Genomic DNA, 23,572 nt, shown 5'->3' on the forward strand with positions numbered 1-23,572 from the left:
CACAAGCGGGAGCGCGTCCCCGCAGGAATTTTTTTCTCCGGATTCCCCCTCACCACAACCATCCACCGGGACTGAAGACTCATATCCACCCTCCCACTCCCCCGTCCGCCATCTTCCAGAGGCGTCCTCGCATCTCAACTAAATAGTTATTTTATCTACAATCTGCCATAATTTTTTTCCAATTTCCGAACTGCCTGATACCGCCTGAAAACAAAGTAAAAATCACATTTTCTTTCCAATCGGAAACCATACTCCCGATTTTCTTTTATTCGTTCAATTCGCATTTTCTTCCCTCTGCCCGTGTAAAAGATTAACAAAATCTTTATTTGCTATTCTCCCCATTACCCCTTACAATGTAAACATCATTCACCATTCTGAGAAAGAAAAATATAAATATATAGGAGGGGATCTCACATGAGTGAAGTTAAGGTAAAATTTGATACGTTAGAGGATATCAGGCAATATCTGCGGGCAGTCGACGGGTTCAGCGGTGATTTGGATCTGCAGTTCGGAAGCCAGATCGTGGACGGAAAATCCCTGCTTGGAATTTTAAGTCTCGGGATCGGAAAACTGTTAAACCTGAAGCTTTATTACGGAAATCATGATGAACTGATAGAGAAGCTTGGTTTTTGCCGTTGTCAGTAGGAAGAGGAGGCCGGAAAGCGGTGAGAAACGCCCATGACAGACGTTCCATTGCATTTAATTGTTCGGAAAAGGAAGAAAAACAGGCAGTATGATTGCAGATTTGCTCCGCACTCATGCCGCCTGTTTTTTGTTGCTGCTACCTATTTTATTCTCTCCGTCACTTCGGCCATTCTGGAAAGGTCGCCGATGAGGATCGCGCCTTTTAACTGCCCGTTGGCGTAGTAATATTTTTCATACTGTTTCCTGGCCTCGTCTTTTTTCTCCTCGGTCCGGTATGACAGAGCCTCGTTTTTTCCCGTATCTCCAATCGCGTACAGGGCGGTATTCATTCCGTGGAAGGAAAGTCCCATGGACGGCGGTTCGTATTCGGCCGCCTCTCCCGCCGCATTGGCTCCCGCCACCTTGCCCTGGGCCGATGCCTCGCTCCACAGCGCATAATTCATGCCCTGATACTGGGCACAGTCTCCGCATGCGTAGACATCCTTCACATTGGTCTCCATTTTCTCATTGACGACAACGGCTCTCTGAGCGGCAATGCCGGACTGCTTTGCCAGCTCCGTGTTGGGGCTGATTCCGGCTGAGATTATGACGAGATCGGCAGGGAGCTTCTCCCCGTTCGAGAGCCTCACGCCTTTTCCCTTTGCCAGGATTTCCTCTGCCTGAACCCCGGTGTAAATCCGGATCTTTTCCCTGGCCGCAATCTCTTTTATCATGTCGGATGCCCCCTGATCCAGCTGCCGCATCATAAGTCCCGGCGCCGCTTCCGCCACGGCTACTTCCCGGCCGGATTTCCTGAACTCCCAGGCCGCTTCCAGACCCAGAACGCCTCCGCCGATGACACATACGTTCCTGGTTTCGGGCAGAAGACTGATAATCTTCATGACGTCGTCCAGACGGCGGACGGCTACCACATGCTCCTGTCCGGCGCCCTTAATCGGGGGAATAAAGCACTCGGCCCCAAGCGCGTAAATCAGCTTCGTATACACCATTTTTGTGCCGTCCTCCAGCACAATCTGCTTAATCTCCGTATCAATGGACGCCACATGCCTGCCAAGAACACGGATAATATTATTTTTCTCATACCACTCGTTTTCTTTGACGGCAATCTGTTCCGGCTGCAGCCCGGCCAGCATGGATTTTGTCAGCATGGGGCGGTTGTAAGTGTCATAAGGTTCATCGGACACCATAACAACCGAAGCCGTTTTATCCCTCTTTCGTATCTCCTCGGCCGCAGAAAGTCCCGCCGTTCCATTTCCGATGATCACGTAGAAGTCCTCCGTGTCATGCTTGTAATCGGTTTCTTCCGTATCGACGTCCACAAAATACTCCCGTCCAACTCCGCAGACAGGGCAGGTGTCGAGTGAAGAATCAAAAATCTCCCCACAGACCAGGCATTTTACCAGCTTTCTCGGGCCTTTTCCCGTACTCTCGGACTTTTTCCCTCCCTGGGCTTCTTTCCCCTGCACGAGGCAGCCGAACCGGTAACCGTATTCGTAGGCGTCCATTAACGCCACCTCGTTCGGTTTAAATTTTACCCTGAAACCGTCATCCGGCACCTTCATCTTAAGCTGTTTCAGACGGCCGATAATATGGGGAACACCTTCTCCGCTCCAGCCGTAGCTGCCGAATGCGGAAGCATATTTCCCCCCGTGGGTGGCCGGAAAAATGGAGGTGGTCAAGTCCCATATGGGTTTCAGCGCCTCGCCTACAATCGTTGGCGTCCCTAAGAGGATTCCGTCGGCAAATTCCAGTTCTCCCACTACCTTGGCGACGTCGGCCGTCACCATATCGTATAGCCTCACCTCCACCGGTCCGCTGCCGCGGATTCCGTCGGCGATTTTTTCGGCCAGCTCCTCGGTATAGCCGTAGGCGCTGACATAGGGAATAATCACGGTTTTCCTGCTGTTCGGATTGGTGACGGTGCACCAGTCCTCATACATTTCAAACACTTCCTCAATCTTTGTGTCAAGTACCGGTCCATGTCCCGTGCAAATCATGACCGGATCAAGCTCCTTTACTCTGCGGAGCGCCTTCATCATAAATCCCTTAAAGGGGCCTATGATGCAGTCAAAATAATATCTGGCCGCTTTTTTATAATTCTCCTCATCCTTTACCTCGCTCCTCAGCACGCCCTCCACACCGTAATGGGCGCCGAACGAGTCACAGGTGACAAGAATCTTGTCCTCCTCTATCCAGGTATACATCGTATCCGGCCAGTGAAGATTTGGAACCGTCATAAACCGGAGCGTCTTATCTCCGATTTTCATTGTCTCATTGTCCTTGACCTGGATGCTGTAAAAATCCCGGTTTACGATATTTTTAAGGAAATTCAGCGCACAGCTGGTTGCGATCACCTTGAGATTGGGATTGATGTCCAGAAGAAGTTCCACACTGCCCGCATGGTCCGGCTCCGTGTGGTCAACCACCAGATAATCGATTTTATCGATATCCGTAATTTTCTTAAGCTCCGTCAGATACTCATCGAAAAATTTAGCCTTTGCCGTCTCAAAAAGAACCGTCTTGTCCCCCGTTTTAAGTACATACGAATTGTAGGTGGTTCCGAATTCCGTATACATGATGATATCAAATACCCGCAGGCCTTCGTCTATAATTCCCGTCCAGTAAAAATCTTCCTTCAGTCTTATGCTCTGCATACAATGCCTCCTTTTGCCAAACTATATGAAAGAATTCCGTTTAAAGAATCCTCCGCCTGCGGCGGATCGCTTTCCGCGACATAATGTCTCTGATATAGTATGGCAAAAGCGGTTAAATCCTATGTATTGCTTTTTGAACTGTTCCAACAAAATCATTTAAAAATGATTCTACCCGGGCATCCACACATACCTTTACCGTCTTTTCCCGGCATTTCAGCCGGCTCAAATCCCCTGTTGTCCTGCCTCTTGACTCTCCGTCCGTCTCCACGGTCAGGTTTGTCTCAAAGAACTCAATCAGCTCCGGATGAATTGCCGCGGCAACCGCCAGAGGATCGTGGATCGCACCTTCCCGTTTTCCCTCTTTCCCTACCTCGTGGGAACAGTAATAATGGACCATCTCTGAGAACTTATCTCCCGCTTTTGTCCCGGCCTCCCGCCACGGACGAATCCATTCTTCCATCGCTTCCGCGCTCATCATCGTCTTAAGCGTCACATCGAGGCCGATCATCAGGATATGGATGCCGCTTTCCAGGACATATTTCGCCGCTTCGGGATCGGCCAGGATGTTGGCCTCGGCATAGCGGTTCACATTGCCGGGAACGGTAACCGCGCCGCCCATGACACAGACGCAGCCTACCCCGGCCGCTTTTTCCGGATACCGCTCAATAAAACGGGCCAGGTTCGTCATGGCCGCCGTCGCCACGATGACAAGTTCCTTCCCATATAGATCCGCCATGGATGCCATAAAAGTAACGGCATCTCCTTTTTCCGCATTTTTTGTGGTTCCCGGCAGTTCGATGTCCCCGATTCCATTTAAACCGTGGACTCTTTTGCACACCTCGGCCGGGATAAAATCTTTTCCGGCAAATGTGGTGTTTTCTCCGGCGTAGACCGGTATGTCTCCGGCTCCGAGGACGTGCAGAATCTGAAGCGTATTCCTGACCGCCGTCTCCACCCTGACGTTGCCGAAACAGCAGGTAATTCCCTTAAGCTCCGCTTCCTCCGCGCCCACGGCATAGGCAATTGCGAGCGCGTCGTCAATTCCAGTATCCACATCGAGTATCATTTTCATATGTTTAATCTCCTTCTGTTCAGTTTCTTTTTGTTCAGTTTCTTTCTGTTCAGTCTTTATCTGTCCCGTCTCTAAAAACCTCTGTTTTTTAAATCGCTTACCAGGCCGACAAAGAACTCCCTCACATCAAAATCACTGATATTTTCCCTGTTCAGATCAATCATATCTCCGTGTGAAATGCCCCTGCGTCCCTTTGTTGTGAGAAGCGTATACCGTTCTCCCCACTGGAATGAGCTCTCGGCCACAAGCCCGTCGTTGGGACCGTCAAAATGTTTCACAAGCTCATGGGAGAAGTTCAGAGGAAAACGTCCGCCGGAAGCAACGTTTAACTTGGATCCCGTGCTCTGGTAATATACGCCCGGTTTATCCGGGGCAATTTCGTTAAAACGGCTGCAGGCAGAGGCCGTGAGATCGCCTACCGCAGCCAGAAAGTCGGGATTCTGATCGCCCAGCTTTTTCAGCGCCGTGTTGTAGCTGGCCGCCACTTTTTCCTTTACCTGCACCGGAATTTTCCCCAGAAGGTAATCGGCGAAGATGCAGCCCCTGTGCGGCGTATTTACCGTTGTGAGCGTTGCGACATACCGATCCATTCCCAGCAGGCTGATCGCATACCGGCTGTCCAGCCCGCCCTTCGAATGGGCTATGATATTGACCTTTCCGCAGCCGGTCTCCCTGACGGTCTGCAGAATGCGTTCTGCAAGTTCTTCCCCGCAGTCCGCAACCGAGGCCGCCGACTGGTGGTTGCCGTAATAAATAACGGCTCCGTTCTGCTTAAGCTCATTTGGTATCCTGCCCCAATAGTTAAAGTATTTGAAATCCCGGAAAAAAACACCGTGGACCATCAGGATGGGATATCTGGTCCTGCAAATCTGCTGCTGCTCTCTTTCTCGGTTTTTCAGTATCTTACCGCTTTCAAATTTCACTTCCTCCGAAGCCGTTCTGATGATTTTCCACAGGGCAATCAGGTTGGCAGCCGGAATCCATCCGCAGATAATGCCTATCACCCGCCATTTGATTCCAATCTGGGCCGATGTAGCGTAGACCCTGATAATTCCGTTCCAGAACACAGCCGCCTCCACAAGCACGACGCAGAGAAGATTTCCAAACCACAGCGCCGCATTGCCGGGAAATAAAGACGGGATCAGTGACAGGAGATACACAGCCGATGCAGCCATGGAGATGAGAAAAAGGATCAAAAGCTCACAGCCGCCCGCACAGACGGCAAGCCGCCGTTTCGGCAGTTTCCTGCCTTCCGGCAGCGGAAGGATATTGACCAGCACAAAACACGGAAGAACCAGAAAAAGCCACTGAGGCCTCCTGTAAAGCAGCCCGAGAGCCGGTATATTGGCCGTCACAAACAGGACGACAACGTAGAATATACGGATGATGTATTTCATGATTGATTTCATTTTCCCGCCCCTTTCCAGTAAACAGAGATGCCGGAACACACCGGCATGACATCTGCTCTCTGGTTATTATAGCTTACCTCGTTCTTCAAAACAAGACGGCGGTTCCGATGTACGGAAAAAGGGATTTTCCAACTGTCCGCCGGAAAGTCCCTTTTTCTGTAATTATTAATTTATTTTCCTTATTTACCCTGATGGAAGCTATAGTAGACTCCCCCGTTCTTTACCCCGCCCCGGAAACGGATCAGTTCGCTGACGGTCACAAGCTGGTAGCCCTGCTCGGACAGGGCCGGGATAATCCGTACCGCCGCGTCTCCCGACGACTTATAAAGCTCGTGCATCAGAATAATATCTCCGTCCTTCACCTTACCAAGCACCGCCTCCACCGACTTGTCGGCATTCTTTGTTTTCCAGTCCAGTGTATCGATATTCCACAGAATGATCGGGTAATGGACATTGCCTAAAACCGTGCTGTTTTTGCTTCCTCCCGGCAGGCGCACCAGTCTGGGGCTCTCCCCCGTTATGGCCGCGACGGCCTGGTTGCAAAGCTCCACCTGGCTGACAATTTCATCCGCACTCAGCTTGTTCAGATATTTATGGTCATATGTATGATTGGCAATTTCATGGCCGTTGTCATGCATTCTCTTGATTTCCGTCTTGTAATCCGCCACTCGGTTTCCCACAACAAAGAAGGTGGCGCGGCCGTTATATTGTTCCATACTGTCCATAATACGGTTTCCTACCGGCGCATACGGACCGTCGTCGAAGGTTAGTGCAATCATCGGTTTGGACGGATCAAGATATCTTCCGCCGCTTAAAACAAGGCCCGCTTCTTCGGCATCCTTCTCTATTTCCGCCGTCAGGGACTCCGCGGCCCGGGATTCCAGTTCCGCCTCGCTCTGCTGCGTCTGTGCCTGAGGAACCTGCGTTTCTGCGGATGGCGGGAGCTGTGCCTGGCTTTCCGGCTGTTTATTTGCTGCCTCCTCCTGTATCGTGTGAACGGCCGCCTGTGTCTCCTGGTTCGCTGTCTGCCCGTCCTGGCTCATCTGACTGAACAGGCGGCTCTGTCCTTCCTGACTCATCTGTCTCTCACTGGGAATTTTGTTTTCCGTCCCGGAATTTCCAGAGGCAGACGGAGCTCCTGCATATGCAGCCGTAGCCACTGCAATCATGCATCCAAGGACCAGCATTGCCAGCGCCATCTTTTTAATCTTTCTTCTCTTCCGCCTCATCATAACAACTCCTTTTCTTCTGTACTGAGTATTAGACGGAAAAAAGGCGGAAAAAGTTTCATCCATTTCCCTTGAACTGAAATTTCTGTAAAGTTTGATATCGAAAACTTTAAATGAAAGGTGAGCCCCCCTGTTTAAAAACACAATAAAATTTGTTAAAATGAAAGTAAACCGTTCAAACAGCGCTCCGCAAAAAACCAGTCTCATTGCACACAACTTTAAGAGAGCCGTGTTGGACGGTGTTGATTTCAGTCCTTCGCTTCTAATAGCGGCAAATTGGAGAGCTGCCGCCTGACGGGAAGCTGCCTTCTGGGGGGCGATTTAAGGGATACCACTATAAAAAATGCCGACCTCAGCGAATGTATTTCCTTAACCCAAAGCCAGCTTAACACAGCCGCAGGTAATAGCGGAACGCGTATTCCCGGTCATCTGTCAAGGCCTCTCAACTGGCAAAATTAAGCGTTTCTGAAACGGCTGAAACAGGCAGTTTTTAAATAGCGCAATAAGCAGGCCTGAAATATCCGTAATGGACAGACCTGAAATTTTCAAAATTCGACTGACGGAGCTTTTTTCTAAATCATTTGTCCGTACCGTAAGGCAGCGTTTTAAATCGTACCATATTACGCAAGAAATCTCATTTTCAAAATGATACAATAACAGGCATATCATAAAGCCATTATTTTCCGGACGAAAATGAAACGATTGAAAAAGGAGCGTAAAAGTCAATGAATGAATCTGCCGTCAAACTGGAAGAACAAATTATCAACCTGTTTTCGAATACACAAACCGAGGTTCACGATGGATGGATTTTGAAAAAATTTGCAGACCGCCTGCTGGTTCTTCCACTTTACAATAATTCTCCCGACTGCGTCGAAGAGCGTATACGGGCCTGTGAGCAGATCGGCCGAAAAAGAGAAGCCGACTGTGTCTTCCGCGTTGTCGAAAATACAAATTTTTATCTGAACTCACGGCTTGAGAGCCGGCACTATATGATGCAGAACTGTTCCATCATTGGTGAGCTGACACTGACGGACGAGGTCGCCGCAAAACTGCAGGCGCAAAACGGGGATGGACGTTCCCTTTCCATGGACTTTATTTCTGCGGATCAGGACGACGGATTGTCTGCCGAGAATTCCGTATTACTGGAAAACATGATGGAAATCAGGGAAGGTACCTGCCTCCATACAGCTTGTAATACAGCCAAAGAAACAGGCGGTGGAACAAATGGACAGAAAAGCAGGAAGTGTGGAATTATGGGAATAAAACGGGCGGAACTCCTTTTCCTTTTCAACGGGATGCCCCTATGCCGCCCGAGCCTATCGGATGTTCTGCAATTTGCCCTGCAAAAAGGAATTACGAAAGTGCTGGTCAATCTTCCCGGCCAGAAACTCCTGCCGGAACTATATGAGCAGTTTGGTTTCCAAAGAGCCTATGCTTACCACTGCTATGAGAAAAAAGATACTGTTTACAGTTAGTATTCCGCAAGCGGCCTTCAGCCGTTTCCGTGCATCGCGATTCATGCTATCGAGCACAGCACGCCGTTACGAGCGGAATCTGAGAAGGAACAAAAGAAAGGAACTTTATGACGGAACGTGAAAAAATGTTAGCCGGAAAACTCTACGACTGCGGAGACAGTGAGCTGCTGTCCCGATGGCACAAAGCCAAAAACCTTGTCCGGGATTACAATCGTACCGACTCTGAAAATATGGCCGAAAAAGACAGAATTTTGGCAGAACTGCTGGGCGGCCGGGGCGCCAATCTCTGGATCACAGCCCCCTTCTTTGCCGATTACGGAGACAATATCTACTTCGGCAATAACTGCGAAGTCAATATGAACTGTGTGTTCCTGGACGACAATCGGATTACCATCGGAGATAATGCCCTCATTGCGCCCAATGTCCAGATATACACGGCGTTTCACCCAACAAATGCAAAGGACCGGTTTGGTGAGCCAAAGGAAGACGGTTCTTTTGCATTCTGCAAGACACAGACCGCACCTGTCACCATAGGAAATAACGTCTGGATTGGCGGCGGGGCCATTATCATGCCGGGAGTTACCATCGGAGATAATGTCGTAATCGGCGCAGGGAGCGTCGTGACAAGAGATGTCCCCTCAAATAAGATTGCCTGCGGAAATCCCTGCCGAGTCATCCGGGATAACAATTGACCGTCGCAGGGCTCCCTTTCCTCCGGCGGACATCCCTGCGACGGCCGGAACCAGCTCTCGGGAAATTGCGAAACTTTCCCTTGCATCATTCTTGGGATCATAAAAGGCGTGCTGAAAAGGCACGCCTTCAGATTACCATCAAACTATATTTTCCTTGTATCAGGGATTTTCGGAGGTAACCCTGAAACTTTTCAGCCCACATTAGAGTAACGTTTCACCATAACATCTTCACCGTGAATATCTTTTTCTCCGTTGAAACGGAAACCAAACGCTTTATACATTCCGGCTGCAACGTCATTTCCTTCTATCACGCTCAGATAGACGTCTTTACCGGGATAACGGACCGAGAAAAACTTCAGCATATCGGCCATAGCCGCCCTTCCGTAACCTTTTCCCTGGCACTCTGCATCAATCAGCAGACGGTCCAGCCACAAACGCCCGTGGGGAAAGTATTCCCACCAGAAATAGCCGTACATGGCAAATCCCACCATCTGTTCCTCCGAGCAGATGCCGACCGGTTTCCACACCGGATTCCGTCCGGCCTCCGAAAGGCACTGGGAAACAGTCTCTACAAAGGTTTCCTGACCTGCTGCAACCCTGAGCTTTAAAGCTTCTTTCCGGTTGCGGCGTGTAATGGGTTCTAAATGTAAATCCAAAATAACAACTCCTAAATTCATATTTTTATTATTTTAAAACAAAAGGTACCTCAGACCGATCAGCAAAGTAATGTGGACCGGATAAAACAGATAAAAGAAATACTTTATGCGCAGCTTTCCCCTCTCCCCATTGTAACAGGCGATCGGTATCAGAGAAAGCGCAGCCGTACCGAACAGGGGCAGGGATTCCAGGGCGGCAAGGACGCCGGTTGTAATAAACCGCTTGGAACGCCGGTTCCTCAGAAGATACAGCGACGCAATGATTAATATTCCAAAATAGCTGTAATCGCTCTTAAGCAGAAACGCGGCTGCACAGGCAGCAGCAACCACGGCGGTCTGCATTCCCTGTCTTCCTTCATACTTTTTGAGAAAGCACATCATGACCACACCGATAAACAGTGTAAAATACACGTTCTGTGCTCCCAAGTAAAACGGACTGCCGAAAAATGCGGTGTCAAAGGGAATTTCTGAGATAAATGCAAACAGGAGCAGATTTCTTGCGTATTTTCTCTCATCCCGTGTGTGAAGGAATCCCTCCACCAAAAGGAAACAGAATATGGGGAATGCAATTCTGCCAATGAGCCGGAGCACCAGATCAAACAGATACCAGCGCATGCCCTCTTCTGTCTCTATAATTATCATCATACGATCGATATCGTAAGAGCAGAGAATCCCATATTCGATGAGGGCCGCTCCGATATGGTCGATCAACATTGTAAAAATCGCTATGAATTTCAGTGCGTTGCCGGTGAGGCACGCGGGGAAAAGTTTTCGTTTTTCTGTCATGTGTTATGTCTTTGTCCTTTATTTAACTTATTTATTCGACGGGAATCCAGCCCTTATCGATTGTGTTAGCTTTTACAGTATCCCAATCCTGATTCATAATCAAAATAGAATTTCCATTGGGTTCTCTATACCACTTCTTAGCATTCGGATCATAGATAAAATATGCCGACCATTTACTTCCACCAGTATCATTCGAACTGGGTCCGATATATGCAAAAACACTTTCTTTCGTTGTCTCTTCCACCGTTCCACCTGAGGTGTTCTTGACATTGATGTATGGCTGGACATATAAGTCTCCGGTATATTTAGAGCCGGTAAATTGGCTCTTGTCTGCCTTAGGCCACTGCCCGCCGTAAACTTCTTTCAGAAGATATTGTCGTATCGTATCATTCGTTATGTGTGCACTATTCATTCCGGCTTCTTTAAACATCTTCTGCATTTCAGCTAATGAATACTCATCCGCAAACTTAAGCATCCTTTCATATACATCTTTCCCCAGCACAACCTTTGGATCCGTGCTTTCTGCCTCGCCATCTCCATGCACTTTGCAGTTTACCAGAAAATTCTCGTCATCCAGGTGTTTAATCGAATACTCCCCCTTAGATGGACATTTCATGCCGCGTTTCACCATCATTTCCAGCACTTTCTCGGGCTTAATATCCTGATTTTCAATCATTGCCACCTGGTACTCCTGAATCATCACATCTATGTTATTCAGGCATGCCGCCTTCCTGGACTTCTCAATATATTTCATAAACTGAGGCGCCAAAAGCCCTGTCAATATAATAAGAATTGCAATCGCAATAATCAGTTCAATCAGGCTGAAACCTCTGTCTGTTTTCTTCTTCATCCTCTGTCCCCTCCGGTCATGCCATTATCTACCTTATCTTATCATGTTCCGACACAATATTCAAATTGAATATTTGCTTTCATGCGTAACAGACAGACAATGATTGATTTTACTATAAGCATATGAAACACTTCGCGGAATGCATCCTGCATATATAGTAACGGGTAAGAGTCCGCACCGCGTCCTCTTACCCGCCTGAAAAATTTAATCGCTATTCGACCCGAAACGTATAATCGGTATTATAAGTCCTCACATACAGAATATCATCCTTCAAAATCAGATAATCCGCCTTAGACTTCAAAGGAAGTTCGGCAATAACCTGTCCCGTAGCCAGATCCAACTGGTAGAGGTTGTCCGGCTCCGCCGTAAATCCGTAGCCGCAAAGAAGGACATTCCCCTTTATTACAAAATTGTGCGCATTGCTCACCAGAGGCCTGCTCTTCCATAAAAGTTTCCCCTGTTTCAAATCCACCGCAGCCACATAGGCGTTATGCGGGGATGTTTCCGCATAGGTGAGATGTCCCATTGAAAGATACAGAATGTCATCCTTTACCTGTGCAAAGCGGATCGTCTGTCTTACAAAGGACGCATCGCTCTCCTTAAAATCATTTGCGAACTGGTAATCTGAAAAATTCAGGGTATAGCTTTCGCCGCTCTCCTTTTTCGTCACCCGGATCAGGTATGGCTCTCCCTCTTCTCCCGTAAGAATATCACAGGTGTAATTTCCCGTGTCTTCCACATCCGTGGTAAGATTATTTTTCTCAAACCAATCTTCGGTGTCCGTAATCTGGTTGGCCTCCTCCGTCAGTTTTACAAGCCTCAGAGGTGATGCCGCCGGTTCCGGCGCCTCTAAGCTGTAGTAATCCCAGGACGGATTCTCCATATGTATCTCGCCGGAGGGCATTGGCGCTGTTTCCTGGCTCACACCAGCATTTTTCAGCACTACTGTTTCCAGTGTCTCCGTACTTACCTCATTATTATCTCCGGTACTGTTACCCGTCTCTTCTATGCTGCCGTCTTCCGGCGCTTCCGTGCCGCTCTCGGCCGCTATGGCCGCCGTCCCGGTGCCCGACGCGTCCTGATGGCTGCCGCAGCCCGCCATCAGAAGTCCTAATATCACAAGCACCGCACTTCCTGCTCTCCGCCTCATCTTATTCTCCTCTATTATCGTTACCGTTCACACCGCATTGCGCTGTGAACAATAACACGCTTCGCGATGCACAGAAACGGCAAAAAGCGCCGTTGATTGTAATGAAAAGTCCGCATCGCGCACTTTTCGTTGCGTCGCGCCGTAACCCTCGGGTTTTACCCACAGGGCACGATGTCTGTGACTTTCGCTTTGCTTGCTCCACTCACAAAAAACACCTCGCGGAATACTGCCTGTGAACAGTAACCTATTATCTTCTATCTACTGTGTGTCCGAATTGCTGTTTTCTCTTTCTTCACGGAGCATCTCCGCCGCCTGCTTCTCAATTTTATGAATTTCTTCCTTAACGGCAGGATTTTCCTCTATCTCACTTTTAATAAACATCATGAGAAATCCCGAAAACATCAGCGCCGCCGCAATCCAGATTGCCCGATTTCCCCATTTCATTGAAATGACGGCTCCAACCGCCGCTCCAATGGCAAAAATGAGAATAATAAAGTAATAATGCTGCGCCTTCCGTTTCAGCTCCGGGTCCTTTGTAATATGGTACCGTCCCAGCATCTCCGTCGCACTGCGCATATTACCGATACACATTGTCGTAGCGCATGGAATTCCGCGGAATTTACGGAAGCTGTTGACCTGCATTGCGCATGCAAAAGAAAGCAGAATGTTGGCAGGGGTGTCCATGCTTTGAGGAAGAAATCCCGCAATCAGCAGCATCACAATCTCAATTAAAAGGACGATCTGCCTCCAGTGCAGCAGCCGGTGCTCCTTATACAGTTCGTGAATCCACTCCGTCACATAGACTCCTCCGATAAATGCAAGGAGAGGAAAAAGGTATCGGATCGCGCTCCCCCAGTTTCCCGTTGCCAGGTTTTGTCCCAGCAGTACAATATTGCCGGTCTGGGCATTCGCAAAAACCTTTCCCCTGCAGTTATAGGAATATGCATCCTGGAATCCGCCCGCCAGGGTCAGTACCACGCCCAGCGCCAGAGACTCCGACATCTGCCATTTGCTGTTCCTTACATACCCTGCTGTCCGTCCTGCCATCTCGATCTTCCTTTCGCCCTCCGCCCCTCTGTCAGAAGCGTTTTCTGCGATGACGTCCAAAAACCGCCGCCATCTTCATCCAGGCAAATTATACCGTATTTTGGGCCTTATTTCCATAGGAAATTTTACTTTTGCCGAATAGCTCAGTCCGGCATTTAATCACACCGCCCACAGAGAGCAGGCAGGTGATAAATTCCGAGAGGGTAAATGAAAGCCACACGCCCTCCATGCCAAACGCCAGGGAAAGCAGAAGTACAAGAGGAATAATCACCGCGCCTCCCCTCGTGACAGAGATAATGAAGGCCAGCTTCGGCCGCATTACGGCGCTCAGGAACGCGGCGGCCAGGATGTTGATCCCGGCAAATAAAAAGCCCGTAAAGTACAGCCTGATTCCGGTCTTTGCAATCGCTACCAGCTCCCGGTTCCCCTCACTGTTAAAAATATGGACGATTGGATCCGTAAACAGGCAGACAATGAGATAGATAGACGCCGCAAGAAAGACCGCCAGACTGACGGCATACCGCACCACCTGCCAAAGCATTCTTCCGTCCCCCCTGCCGTATCCGGTGCTCGCCAGCGGCTGAATTCCCTGTGCAATACCGGTAAACACGGCAATCACGACCAGAGCCAGATTGGCTACAATCCCATATGCCGCAACTCCGGTATTACCCGCCAGATTTAAAATAACGAGGTTGAAGACAATCAGTACAATTCCCGAAGATACCTCGGTAATGAAGGAGGACAGCCCGGGCATCAATACGGCTCCGCTCCTTCTCAGTTCCGGACGCACCGCCGCCGGATGAAATGTATTTTTCTTTTTTACAAAGTGAAGCGACAGCACTCCCAGACTCATGACAGGCGCCAGCCCGGTCGCAAAAGCGGCTCCGAAAATCCCCATGGAAAGCGGGAACATAAACAGATAATCGAGAATTACATTTCCCATGCTCCCGGTCAGCATTGCCGCCATGGAGAGGGCCGGATTCCGGTCGTTGCGGACAAATGCCAGAACGACGTTATTCAGGATAAAACACGGCGCAAAACACAGGATAACCCTCAGGTAGGTGGCCGTCATTTCAAGCGTCTCACTGTTTGCCCCCAGTCTGACGGCAATACGGCCGGCAAAGAACACGCCCAGAAATGCGAATATCAGCCCGGCCAAAAATCCCATCACCGCCGTCCAGGTAAAGACGCGGTTGGCCTCTTCCTCCTCCCCCTGCGTCTTTAAGATGGCAAAACGTGTCGCCCCTCCAATGCCGAACATCAGTCCGGCCGCGCTGATGATACTGTATACGGAAATTGCCAGATTCAGGGATGCAAGTCCCGCCGCCCCGAGCGCCTTGGAGACAAAAAAGGTGTCAGCCAGTATGTAACAGGACAATCCTATCATTCCCATCACATTCAGGCTCACGTACCGTGCAAACAGAGCCGGTACGCTCTCTCCTCCATCACCGCCGCTGCGGCTCCGCTTATTTTTTACTGCTTCTGTGTGTAACATCACTCTGCTCCTTCCCTGTACTTTCCTATCTCACGAAAGAGTCCGGTCCGCCGGACTCTCGCGCCGAGCGCGGCCGCATAGCGGCATATTACATTTTCGCGCGAGTGCGCAACTGCCGGGAGATATAAAAAGTGCCTGAACCCACTCCTGCTTAGACCTAACGGAGTGTGTTCAGACACTGAATTATTTACCCGGTGGCAAATAATTGTGTTTATATTTTGAAATTGCTATCAGAATACCACAAGTTATTCTTTTTTTCAAGAACAGAATTAAATTTTTTCCTTCCGGCATCAGACTCTGATAAACATGGCCTCGTCCGGTATCTTCTCCATTTCCTTATCCCAGTTTTCTTTTTCGATATCCTGGATTGATACGGAAACCACCGATTCACTGATTCCCAGTTCACAGGCAATGGCCGTCCTCATTTTTTCTGCGAGAGCAGCCTTAGTGTCGTGATCCCTGCCCGGATACATTGTAATGGCAATATGCGGCATATTATGCACCTCCTGAATTCTTTCTATGATTGCATTTAAATTCTTTATATGACTGCGTTTAAATTTTTATATAGCTGCGTTTAAATTCTTTATATAACTGCGTTTAAATTCTTTATATAACTGCGTTTAAAGCATTTAAATCAATAACCGTAAAAAATCTGTGTAATCGGCGAACTCTTATCGAGAATCAGCGTATTATTGCCGTTCTTCAGAGCCGTTTTCGCCGCATCCAGTGAACGGACAAAATTGTAGAAATCCGCCTTGCTGGAATCGTTATACGCGTTGGAGAGGATCTGCATGTACTGGGCCTCACCCTCCGCCTTAATCTTTTCCGCCTCTGCCCTGGCTTCCGATTTCATAACGGATACTTCTTTCGTCGTATTATTTTTAATCATCTGGGCGGAGGAATTACCCTGGGCCGAATAGGAGGCCGCTATATTGTTACGTTCGGAAATCATACGGTCATAGACAGCCTGTTTATTGTCATCCGGCATGTCCAGGGATTTTGTCTCCACGGCCAGCACGGTAATTCCGTAGCCGTCCAGCGAATTGCTGATATTGGAGTTAATATCCAGAGCCAGTTTACCGTTTCTGTTCTCAATAATCTCGGCCTGATCCATGTTGGAGATAACGGATTTCATCGAGGAGAAAACAGAAGCTGCAATCCTTGACTGCGCCTGGGCAACCTGCCCGTTCAGATGCCTTGTAAACAGCACCGGATCGGAAATTCTCCAAAGTACAAATGCATCGGCAATCATGCTCTTCTTGTCTCTTGTAATGACGTCTGATTTCGGGATATCATAAATCTGAAGTTCCTTCGGCACGGATGCACTCTCCTGGATAAACGGTATCTTGAGAGAGACTCCCGGTGTCTCCACGACGTTGACGATTTCGCCAAACTGCTTAATTAATTTATATTCATTCGGATAGGTTACAACAATGGAAGAAGCCAGAACCACGACCGCCGCCAGCGCTATAAAAACACCGATTACCTTATTACCTGTTCGTTTCATTCTGTATCCTCCTTAATTGTCCTGCTCTGTATTCTGCGGTTTCTGCTGTGTCTCTCCTTCAGCCGCCTTCTGTGAAGGCGCGGCCGACTGCTCGGACTGATTGGCCGGACTTGTCTGAACCGGCGGTACATTCATGAAGCTGTCAAGCGGAAGCATCTTTTGTGTCCCGCTCTCGTCCACAATATAAACCTTCAGGCTTGGAAGGACATCTTCCATCGTCTCATAGAACATTCTCTGTTTGGTGATCAGAGGATATTTGCTGTATTCCGCATACATCTGTTCAAAACGTGATACCTGGCCCTGGGCCTCGTTAATTCTGGACTGTTTCTCCGCCTCGGCATCCTTGATAATCTGGTCGCACACGGCTTCCGCCTGCGGGATTTTCTCGTTTCTGTCCTTGTTGGCATTATTGATGGCAGTTTCCTTGCCCTGCTTTGCATTCTCCACGTTTTTAAAAGCACTCAGAACTTCGTCCGTCGGCGGAAATCCGTCCTGAATCGTAATGTTTACAACCGAGAGGCCGATGTCCTCCTCTATCATCCGGTTGGTCAGCTTTTCCTTGATTTCGGACTGGATCGCGGCCTTTCCCGTGGTGATGACATCATCCACATTGTAAACTCCCACCGTGTCACGGATATAGGACTGGGCCAGCATCTTCAGAGTCGCCTCCGGATCCTGGGACGCATACAGGTATTTAACAGGATCGCTTACCATATATTCCAGATAAAAATCCGTATTTACAAAGTTAAAATCCTTTGTAATCATAACCGATTCTTCGTCAATGGACTGCCCTGTCTCGAGACTGTAGCCGATGGGCATACCCGTAATGACCTTGGAAACCATTTTGACGTTCTGGATGAAGGGTATCTTAAAATGAAGTCCTGCCTGAGATACCGCCTGGGGATTTCCCAGGGTCGTGACCACCGCGTAATTATCCTCATCCAGCATATAGTAGGAATTAATACCGGCAATGATTACGAAAAAGAGAAAGACTCCACCCAGCATTTTCTTATAGGGAGGTTTTTTCCTGATCTTCTTTCCGTTGCTGTCGAAAGTTTCAGGCTCCTTTTCCTTGTTTTTCTTCTTCAGTAAATCTTCAAACGGATTTTGGTTTCCAAATTGGTTTCCACCAAAAGGGTTTCTGTTTGTATACATTTTCACTCTCCTGTTCTTCTGTCTGATGCTTAACAGCACATTTCCTCTGTTGAATTTCCTGTCGTCTTTTCTTTTTGATGCACTCTTCTATTCTATCCTTTTCACCCGTCTATTGCAATTACATTTTTAGCACTTTCTTAACACATATTTTTACTATACTGTATTTTTATTGCAGCCGGACCGGAATTTCCAGTTTCTTTACCAGTTTATAGTAGGGGGATGCCAGTTGGAACGTCACCTCACTGCCGCCCTCCTCATATGCGATATTAAAGCCCTTCAGTCCGATGCCGCTTTCCTCATCCTTCGCAAGCGGGGTAAGGCCACCGTTAAAATACATGTTACGTTCCGTCTCTTCTCCCGTAAAGCCGCCAACCATATAAAATTCCAGGGCCGGATTTGTGGAACTTGCCGATGCATCAATTCGAACTACGGGTTTCGTCACCGTTTCTCCCTTTTCATCTATTCCAATCTCCTGTTTTTCCTCTGTTTTATGTACCGCCGTAAGAGAAATTACAGCATCCCTGAATTCCACTTTCTGTTCAATCTCTTTGTCCTTCTCCGGAATTTCCACTGTTATTGCCTGTGAAACTTCGTCGGAGGCAGCAACCATTTCCTCCGGAACGAACTCCGCCGACCGCATCATTACGCCCTCCGGCAGTTTACAAGTATACTCAATATAACTTCCCGCTTTTAAGCCCTGGTAATTTTCTTTCACAGAGGCATAACGCACCTTGTCTGCCTTTACCATCACAGCCTCTTCCCGCCCATTCTTTTCCGGCTCCGGCACGATTCTGATTTGTGCCTTTCCCGGCTGAAGACGGAATCCGTCCTCCGAATAGGTATTCACCGTCACCTTAAGTTTGCCTTCCTCTTCCTTTCCCACAGCGAAAACATGGAATCCATCCTGTGCGGTTATCCCGTCTATCTCCTCCAGAGTCTGGTATTCGGGCGCCTTTTCAAAAGCAAATACAAGCGGTTCATCGAATCCCTCCACCTCGAGATTATATAAACCGTCCGGTTTCTTTGTTGTGAAGCCGCCGTCCTCAACACTCTTGACACAGCGTTTCGTCAGTGCTCCTTCCTCAAAAAATTTTTCATACTCGGTTCCCGCAGCGCCTGTTGTGAACGTGGTCCCGCCTGTCGGCATCCCGTTTCCGTAAATTCTGGCATCCGCCGTATAAAGTCCCGGTTTTTTATTCTCAAAAATCTTTGTCTCAAAGTCACTTCTGCCGTAAATTCCCTTCTCCTCATCCAGGCGGATGTAACTCCAGTCCCATTCGACCGATTCTCCCCGCTCCTCCTTCTCCCGGTTCTCCTTTTCCTGCTCCCTGATCTTTTTCGTCTCCTCCTCAGGCAGTACTTTCACGGAATAGTCGGTAATCTCATATTTCACCGTCATACTCTGCCCCTGGCGCACCGCACCCAGCAGCCTGAGCCTTGCCATACCGTTTTCCACCTCAAGACGGACGCCCTCCCCGGCTCCCTCACTGCCCGATAACTGGTAAAAAACCGGACTGTCGGGTTCACATACCCCGTAGCCGTCCACAACCTGAAATCCTTTCGCCACTTCCGCGTCTGCTTCGGCTCCGTTCTTCTCCCGGCCATCCTCCGCGCTTCCCCGTTCTTCCTCCTGACTCTCTGCCGTATTTTCACCCTGCTCCGCCGGAGCTTCAGAACCATGCTCCCCACTGCCCTTCCCTGAACCACTGCAGCCGGACAAAACGCCGACAAAAGATAAGCATAAAATTGCCGCAAGCGCTGCTATTTTCCTCTTTTTCATAAAAGACCTCCTTAATTCCTCTTAAAAAGAAACGATAGAATAAATAAGAGCGGTAATACCGTTCTGGTATCCATCCGTCTCTTTGTTTCACGGATTTCCTATGCACCGATTATATATCTGATAATTATAGAGTTCATTTTACCATATTCTGTCTTTTCACTTATTGAATATTAATTAATCTATTCTTACATTTTCATGGCGGAGACTCTTTTCCACCGACTTTTGCCCCATGCTCTTATTTTCCCCATTAAGAAAGAGTCCGGCTCACCGGACTCTAGCGCCGAGCGCGGCCGCATAGCGGCATATTACATCTTCGCGCGAGTGCGCATCCTGCCTGGAGGGCTTTTTATATCATAGGAATACTTTCCTATGATATAAAAAACAGCACCCGCTCTCCGCCAAGGAGCCTCTGACACCACTCCCGGCCGGAACAGATACCGTCTTGTCCCTAACCTCATCTTTAACCTTCAAAATTCACTCAAAATACTTCTCATCATTCCACATTTCCGCCCATCATCTATTTCGCTCTCCGCTCATACGGCAGCTACACACATCATAAAATACTTCCGCCATCCTTTACCATCGTCCGGCCCTTCCGAGTAAACCATCCCCTGGCGGCCGCCATATCCCCTCCTTTTCTAAGAAATGAAGGCAACTCAGCGGCCACAGGCAGAACCAGGGATGGAGAACCCCTCCCATCTCGCCGCTTCGTCCTCATTTCTCCCCCTTACAACCCTTTGCCCAACTCATAGGCCTTCTCCGCCCCTCTGGAATCCTTCATAGCGCCCTTGACGCTCATTCCCGGAACGGTCAAAATCCCTTTGCTCTTCCAGCCGAGATAATTGCAGGTGTCCTCATATGCATCAATAGCCGACTTGTACACTCCGTCCGACATGGAATCCAGCATCAGGGCCGCATAGCGGATTGTAAACCCTTTTCTGGCTCTCGCATAGAGTCTGTCGATGGCCGCCTTTAACTGTGCGCTCACCGTAAACCAGTAGATTGGAGAAGCAAATACAATCATATCCGCGCCGTCCGTCAGCTCCAGCACTTCTTTCATGTCATCCTTCTGGATACAGACCCCGTCATGGGAGAAACAATATTCACAGGCCAGGCAGGGAGCCACCTTTTTCTCACCCAGATTTATTTTTTGTATCTCATGCCCCTGCTCCGACGCTCCTTTTATAAAAGAATCCACCATCAGTTCCGTATTTCCGCCCTTACGCGGGCTGCCGTTTAAAACTACAATTTTCATCGTCATGCCTCCTTGTCGTCTTCCCGTTTCCCTGTCTGTTATTGCAGACCGCCCGGAACACTTCGTCCCCATACCGGCCTGACGTACCCAAATCATAATAAAAAAAACCATCCTGCGATTTTCCAGCAATCCGGCATCCTATATCTATTATTTTAACATCGGCAGATTAAATATTCAACTCGTTTACGATACCTCATAGAAGTGTTTGGGTTACTGTTCACACAGGATATATTATATTCCGCGAGGTGTTTTACGTTTTTTCGTAAAAATCCCCTCCCTTCCTGAAGGAATAGAACCGTTCAGCCACCACAGCCCGGTCAAAATGGCGGCAACCTACGCGTCTTCAGTCCCGGCCATAATCTTCCCGTGGGGAATCCGGGAGAAAAAGATTCCGCAGGGAACCTGGGAGTCCATTGGTACTTACCGAGGTCCTTTCGAGGTTAGTTCCACTATGAACTCCAACGAGCGCAAGCGTTTCCCGCAGGAACTTTTTCTGCCCGGATTCCCCACCCGCGACAACCTATAAACCGGGACTGAAGATTCCCCCAACAGCGTTCTCCTTCCTCAAATACACTCAACGCTGATTAATCTGTCCTTTCCGCGTTCTGCCAGACAGCGGTTTTTTTCATTGACCGGCCCAAATTCCGACAGGCAGCAGATGACCCGACTGCAGGAATCAAGGACGGACGCCGCCCTGCGATACGTTTCCTCCCCGATCATTTCAAACGGGGCCTCGGAAATCACCTCAGCCGCCAATGCCTTTGCCACCGGGTAATCGATGTCATTCTCTCCTAGGATTCCTGCCGCAAAGGGAATCCCCTTTCGCTGCAGCCTCCTGTAAACAGGAATTCCGCTTCCATTCCCTCCTATGACAAATACCTGGGGCCTGCCCCCCGCCGGCTCCATCTCAAGGCAGCCAAGCTCCGCATGATAACTGCCTTTCGTGATTTTATAAAGTTTTGTAATGTAAGAGGAGGTAAAGATTTCTTCCGGCGTCCCGCAGCGTTCGATGGAATTTTCATTGACACAGACAATATAATCGGAGAGTTTCTGTGCCAAATCCAGCTCATGGAGCGACATGAGGACCGCCACATTTTTATCACGCACCAGATTTTTAAGAATCGTCAGAAGTTCCAGCTTGTGGCGGATATCCAGAAATGACGTGGGTTCATCCAGCACAATGACGTTCGGTTCCTGGCAGATCGCGCGGGCGAGGAGAATCCTCTGCCTCTGGCCGTCGCTGACCTCCGTAAAATCCCGCCCCGCCAGCTCCCAGGCATGGACAAGTTCCATGGACTCCCGGACTTTTTCCCGGTCCGCGTCGGAAAGGATTCCCAAACGGCCGGTATAGGGGTATCGGCCTGTGGCAACCACGTCTTCACATGTCATCAGTTCGGGATGGATCCGCTCCGTCATCAGGACGGACATCCGCTTCGCTATTTCCTTTTCCGGCATACCGTGCATGGATACGCCGTCCAGGAAAACGGTTCCGCCAATCAGTCCCAACTGCCGGATGATGCTTTTTAAAATCGTGGACTTTCCCGCCCCGTTCGGGCCAATCAGGGTAACAATCTCTCCCTGTTTTACATGGATTTCAATCTCTTCAATCAGAGGGACTTTTCCATATCCCACAGCCATGTGATCGGTGTAAATATAATCCTCTGTCAAGAAAATCCCTCCTTACCGTATACTTTTTCTTACCATCATATAAATGACAATCGGTGCGCCGAAAACGGCCGTAACGGAACTGATGCTAAGCTCTGTGGGGGCAAATACCGTCCTGGCAATCAGATCGCAGAACAGGCAGAACACCGCTCCTCCGAGGAAACATCCCGGTATGATAAGAATCGGCTTTGCCGTTTTAAACAGGCTCTTCACCAGATGAGGAACGGCAATCCCGACGAAGGAGACAGGGCCTGCAAAGGCGGTGACACAGGCCGATAAAATACTGGACAGCAGGATGAGCGCCACCCGGAACAAACGGATATTCACTCCCATATTCTGTGCGTAAACCTCCCCCATCTGATACGCGCCGATTGGTTTTGCCATCAGAAAGACAAGGATAAACGATGCAAAAATCACCGCCGTCATTACTCTGACATTCTCCCAGGACATCCCGGAAAAGCTGCCCATCGACCAGTTGTGGAGGTTGACGATATTGGCGTCATCCGCAAATGTCACGGCAAAATCGGTCACGGCGGAACAGATGTAACCGATCATAACCCCGCAGATTACAAGCATGGACATCTTTTTCACCCGGCCGGAAATCAGAAGAATAAGCCCCATGGAAATCATGGCTCCGGCAAATGCCGCCAGAATCATGACCGCCGAGCCCACGACAATTCCCCTTCCAAGCATCGCGATCATAATCAGTGATACCGCTAATTTTGCGCCGGAAGAGATGCCGAGCACAAACGGGCCGGCGATCGGGTTTGCGAAAAATGTCTGAAGCAGAAATCCGGACACCGAAAGCCCGCCCCCCAGTATCACGGCCGCCAGGATGCGCGGCAGACGGATATCCCATATGATATGATACGCCGTATCCTCCCCCGTTTTTAAGAACAGGATTTTGCATATTTCCCGCACGGACAGGCCGACGCTGCCCGAGCCTATATTCCACAGAAACAGAATGCACAAAAGGGCTGCCAGAAGGGCAAATGAAATACCGTATCTCATCTTTGTTCTATTCGTCATATCTTCAACTCCCATTCGGCC

At 49.1% G+C, this 23,572-nt stretch carries 20 protein-coding genes; 3 read left to right on the forward strand and 17 right to left on the reverse strand.

Features of this window, described 5'->3' with window-relative positions; translation table 11 throughout:
* Positions 1-414: 414 nt before the first annotated feature.
* Positions 415-645 (forward strand): HPr family phosphocarrier protein, encoded by a 231-nt coding sequence (locus tag QZT18_RS07770; RefSeq protein WP_294146282.1) that lies wholly within the window; start codon positions 415-417, stop codon positions 643-645.
* A 140-nt stretch (positions 646-785) separates the two neighbouring features.
* Here the strand turns inward: QZT18_RS07770 and QZT18_RS07775 are convergent, their stop codons facing one another.
* From QZT18_RS07775 to QZT18_RS07790, 4 genes are all read right to left on the reverse strand, one after another.
* Positions 786-3,299, reverse strand: coding sequence for an FAD-dependent oxidoreductase (locus QZT18_RS07775; RefSeq protein ID WP_294146284.1), 2,514 nt, complete (start codon positions 3,297-3,299; stop codon positions 786-788).
* 112 nt (positions 3,300-3,411) lie between these two features.
* Positions 3,412-4,371, reverse strand: coding sequence for a nucleoside hydrolase (locus QZT18_RS07780; RefSeq protein ID WP_294146286.1), 960 nt, complete (start codon positions 4,369-4,371; stop codon positions 3,412-3,414).
* A 71-nt stretch (positions 4,372-4,442) separates the two neighbouring features.
* Entirely contained in the window at positions 4,443-5,780 is a 1,338-nt protein-coding gene (locus QZT18_RS07785) for a triacylglycerol lipase (RefSeq protein ID WP_366925815.1), read from the reverse strand.
* Between the two features lie 179 nt (positions 5,781-5,959).
* Positions 5,960-7,012, reverse strand: coding sequence for a polysaccharide deacetylase family protein (locus QZT18_RS07790; protein ID WP_366925816.1), 1,053 nt, complete (start codon positions 7,010-7,012; stop codon positions 5,960-5,962).
* Between the two features lie 722 nt (positions 7,013-7,734).
* Between QZT18_RS07790 and QZT18_RS07795 the strand changes: the two genes are divergently transcribed.
* Both QZT18_RS07795 and QZT18_RS07800 read left to right on the forward strand, forming a co-directional pair.
* Positions 7,735-8,484 (forward strand): hypothetical protein, encoded by a 750-nt coding sequence (locus QZT18_RS07795; RefSeq protein WP_294146288.1) that lies wholly within the window; start codon positions 7,735-7,737, stop codon positions 8,482-8,484.
* Positions 8,485-8,591: 107 nt separating this feature from the next.
* Entirely contained in the window at positions 8,592-9,176 is a 585-nt protein-coding gene (locus QZT18_RS07800) for a sugar O-acetyltransferase (RefSeq protein ID WP_294146291.1), read from the forward strand.
* 191 nt (positions 9,177-9,367) lie between these two features.
* Here QZT18_RS07800 and QZT18_RS07805 read toward each other — a convergent pair whose 3' ends face one another.
* The 13 genes from QZT18_RS07805 to QZT18_RS07865 form a co-directional block, all read right to left on the reverse strand.
* Positions 9,368-9,832 (reverse strand): N-acetyltransferase, encoded by a 465-nt coding sequence (locus QZT18_RS07805; protein ID WP_294146293.1) that lies wholly within the window; start codon positions 9,830-9,832, stop codon positions 9,368-9,370.
* 33 nt (positions 9,833-9,865) lie between these two features.
* Complete coding sequence (locus QZT18_RS07810; protein ID WP_294146295.1) at positions 9,866-10,618, reverse strand: TraX family protein; 753 nt, start codon at positions 10,616-10,618, stop codon at positions 9,866-9,868.
* Positions 10,619-10,649: 31 nt separating this feature from the next.
* On the reverse strand, positions 10,650-11,468 hold the full coding sequence (locus tag QZT18_RS07815; protein ID WP_294146296.1) for a prepilin-type N-terminal cleavage/methylation domain-containing protein: 819 nt from the start codon (positions 11,466-11,468) through the stop codon (positions 10,650-10,652).
* Positions 11,469-11,679: 211 nt separating this feature from the next.
* Positions 11,680-12,618: a hypothetical protein gene (locus tag QZT18_RS07820; RefSeq protein WP_294146297.1), complete on the reverse strand. Its 939-nt coding sequence runs from the start codon at positions 12,616-12,618 to the stop codon at positions 11,680-11,682.
* Between the two features lie 258 nt (positions 12,619-12,876).
* Positions 12,877-13,665 (reverse strand): YoaK family protein, encoded by a 789-nt coding sequence (locus tag QZT18_RS07825; protein WP_294146299.1) that lies wholly within the window; start codon positions 13,663-13,665, stop codon positions 12,877-12,879.
* 88 nt (positions 13,666-13,753) lie between these two features.
* Positions 13,754-15,058 (reverse strand): MATE family efflux transporter, encoded by a 1,305-nt coding sequence (locus QZT18_RS07830; RefSeq protein WP_366925822.1) that lies wholly within the window; start codon positions 15,056-15,058, stop codon positions 13,754-13,756.
* Positions 15,059-15,450: 392 nt separating this feature from the next.
* Positions 15,451-15,663 (reverse strand): tautomerase family protein, encoded by a 213-nt coding sequence (locus QZT18_RS07835; RefSeq protein ID WP_294146302.1) that lies wholly within the window; start codon positions 15,661-15,663, stop codon positions 15,451-15,453.
* A 131-nt stretch (positions 15,664-15,794) separates the two neighbouring features.
* Complete coding sequence (locus QZT18_RS07840; RefSeq protein WP_294146304.1) at positions 15,795-16,667, reverse strand: protease modulator HflC; 873 nt, start codon at positions 16,665-16,667, stop codon at positions 15,795-15,797.
* A gap of 12 nt (positions 16,668-16,679) precedes the next feature.
* On the reverse strand, positions 16,680-17,822 hold the full coding sequence (hflK, locus tag QZT18_RS07845) for an FtsH protease activity modulator HflK (protein WP_294146306.1): 1,143 nt from the start codon (positions 17,820-17,822) through the stop codon (positions 16,680-16,682).
* A gap of 166 nt (positions 17,823-17,988) precedes the next feature.
* Positions 17,989-19,602, reverse strand: coding sequence for a hypothetical protein (locus QZT18_RS07850; protein WP_294146308.1), 1,614 nt, complete (start codon positions 19,600-19,602; stop codon positions 17,989-17,991).
* A 727-nt stretch (positions 19,603-20,329) separates the two neighbouring features.
* Positions 20,330-20,857, reverse strand: coding sequence for a flavodoxin family protein (locus QZT18_RS07855; protein WP_294146310.1), 528 nt, complete (start codon positions 20,855-20,857; stop codon positions 20,330-20,332).
* A gap of 564 nt (positions 20,858-21,421) precedes the next feature.
* Positions 21,422-22,525: an ABC transporter ATP-binding protein gene (locus QZT18_RS07860; protein WP_294146312.1), complete on the reverse strand. Its 1,104-nt coding sequence runs from the start codon at positions 22,523-22,525 to the stop codon at positions 21,422-21,424.
* 12 nt (positions 22,526-22,537) lie between these two features.
* Complete coding sequence (locus QZT18_RS07865) at positions 22,538-23,551, reverse strand: iron ABC transporter permease (RefSeq protein ID WP_294146314.1); 1,014 nt, start codon at positions 23,549-23,551, stop codon at positions 22,538-22,540.
* Positions 23,552-23,572 lie beyond the last annotated feature (21 nt).

Source organism: uncultured Clostridium sp. (assembly GCF_900547735.1).
Classification (GTDB): domain Bacteria; phylum Bacillota; class Clostridia; order Lachnospirales; family Lachnospiraceae; genus Otoolea.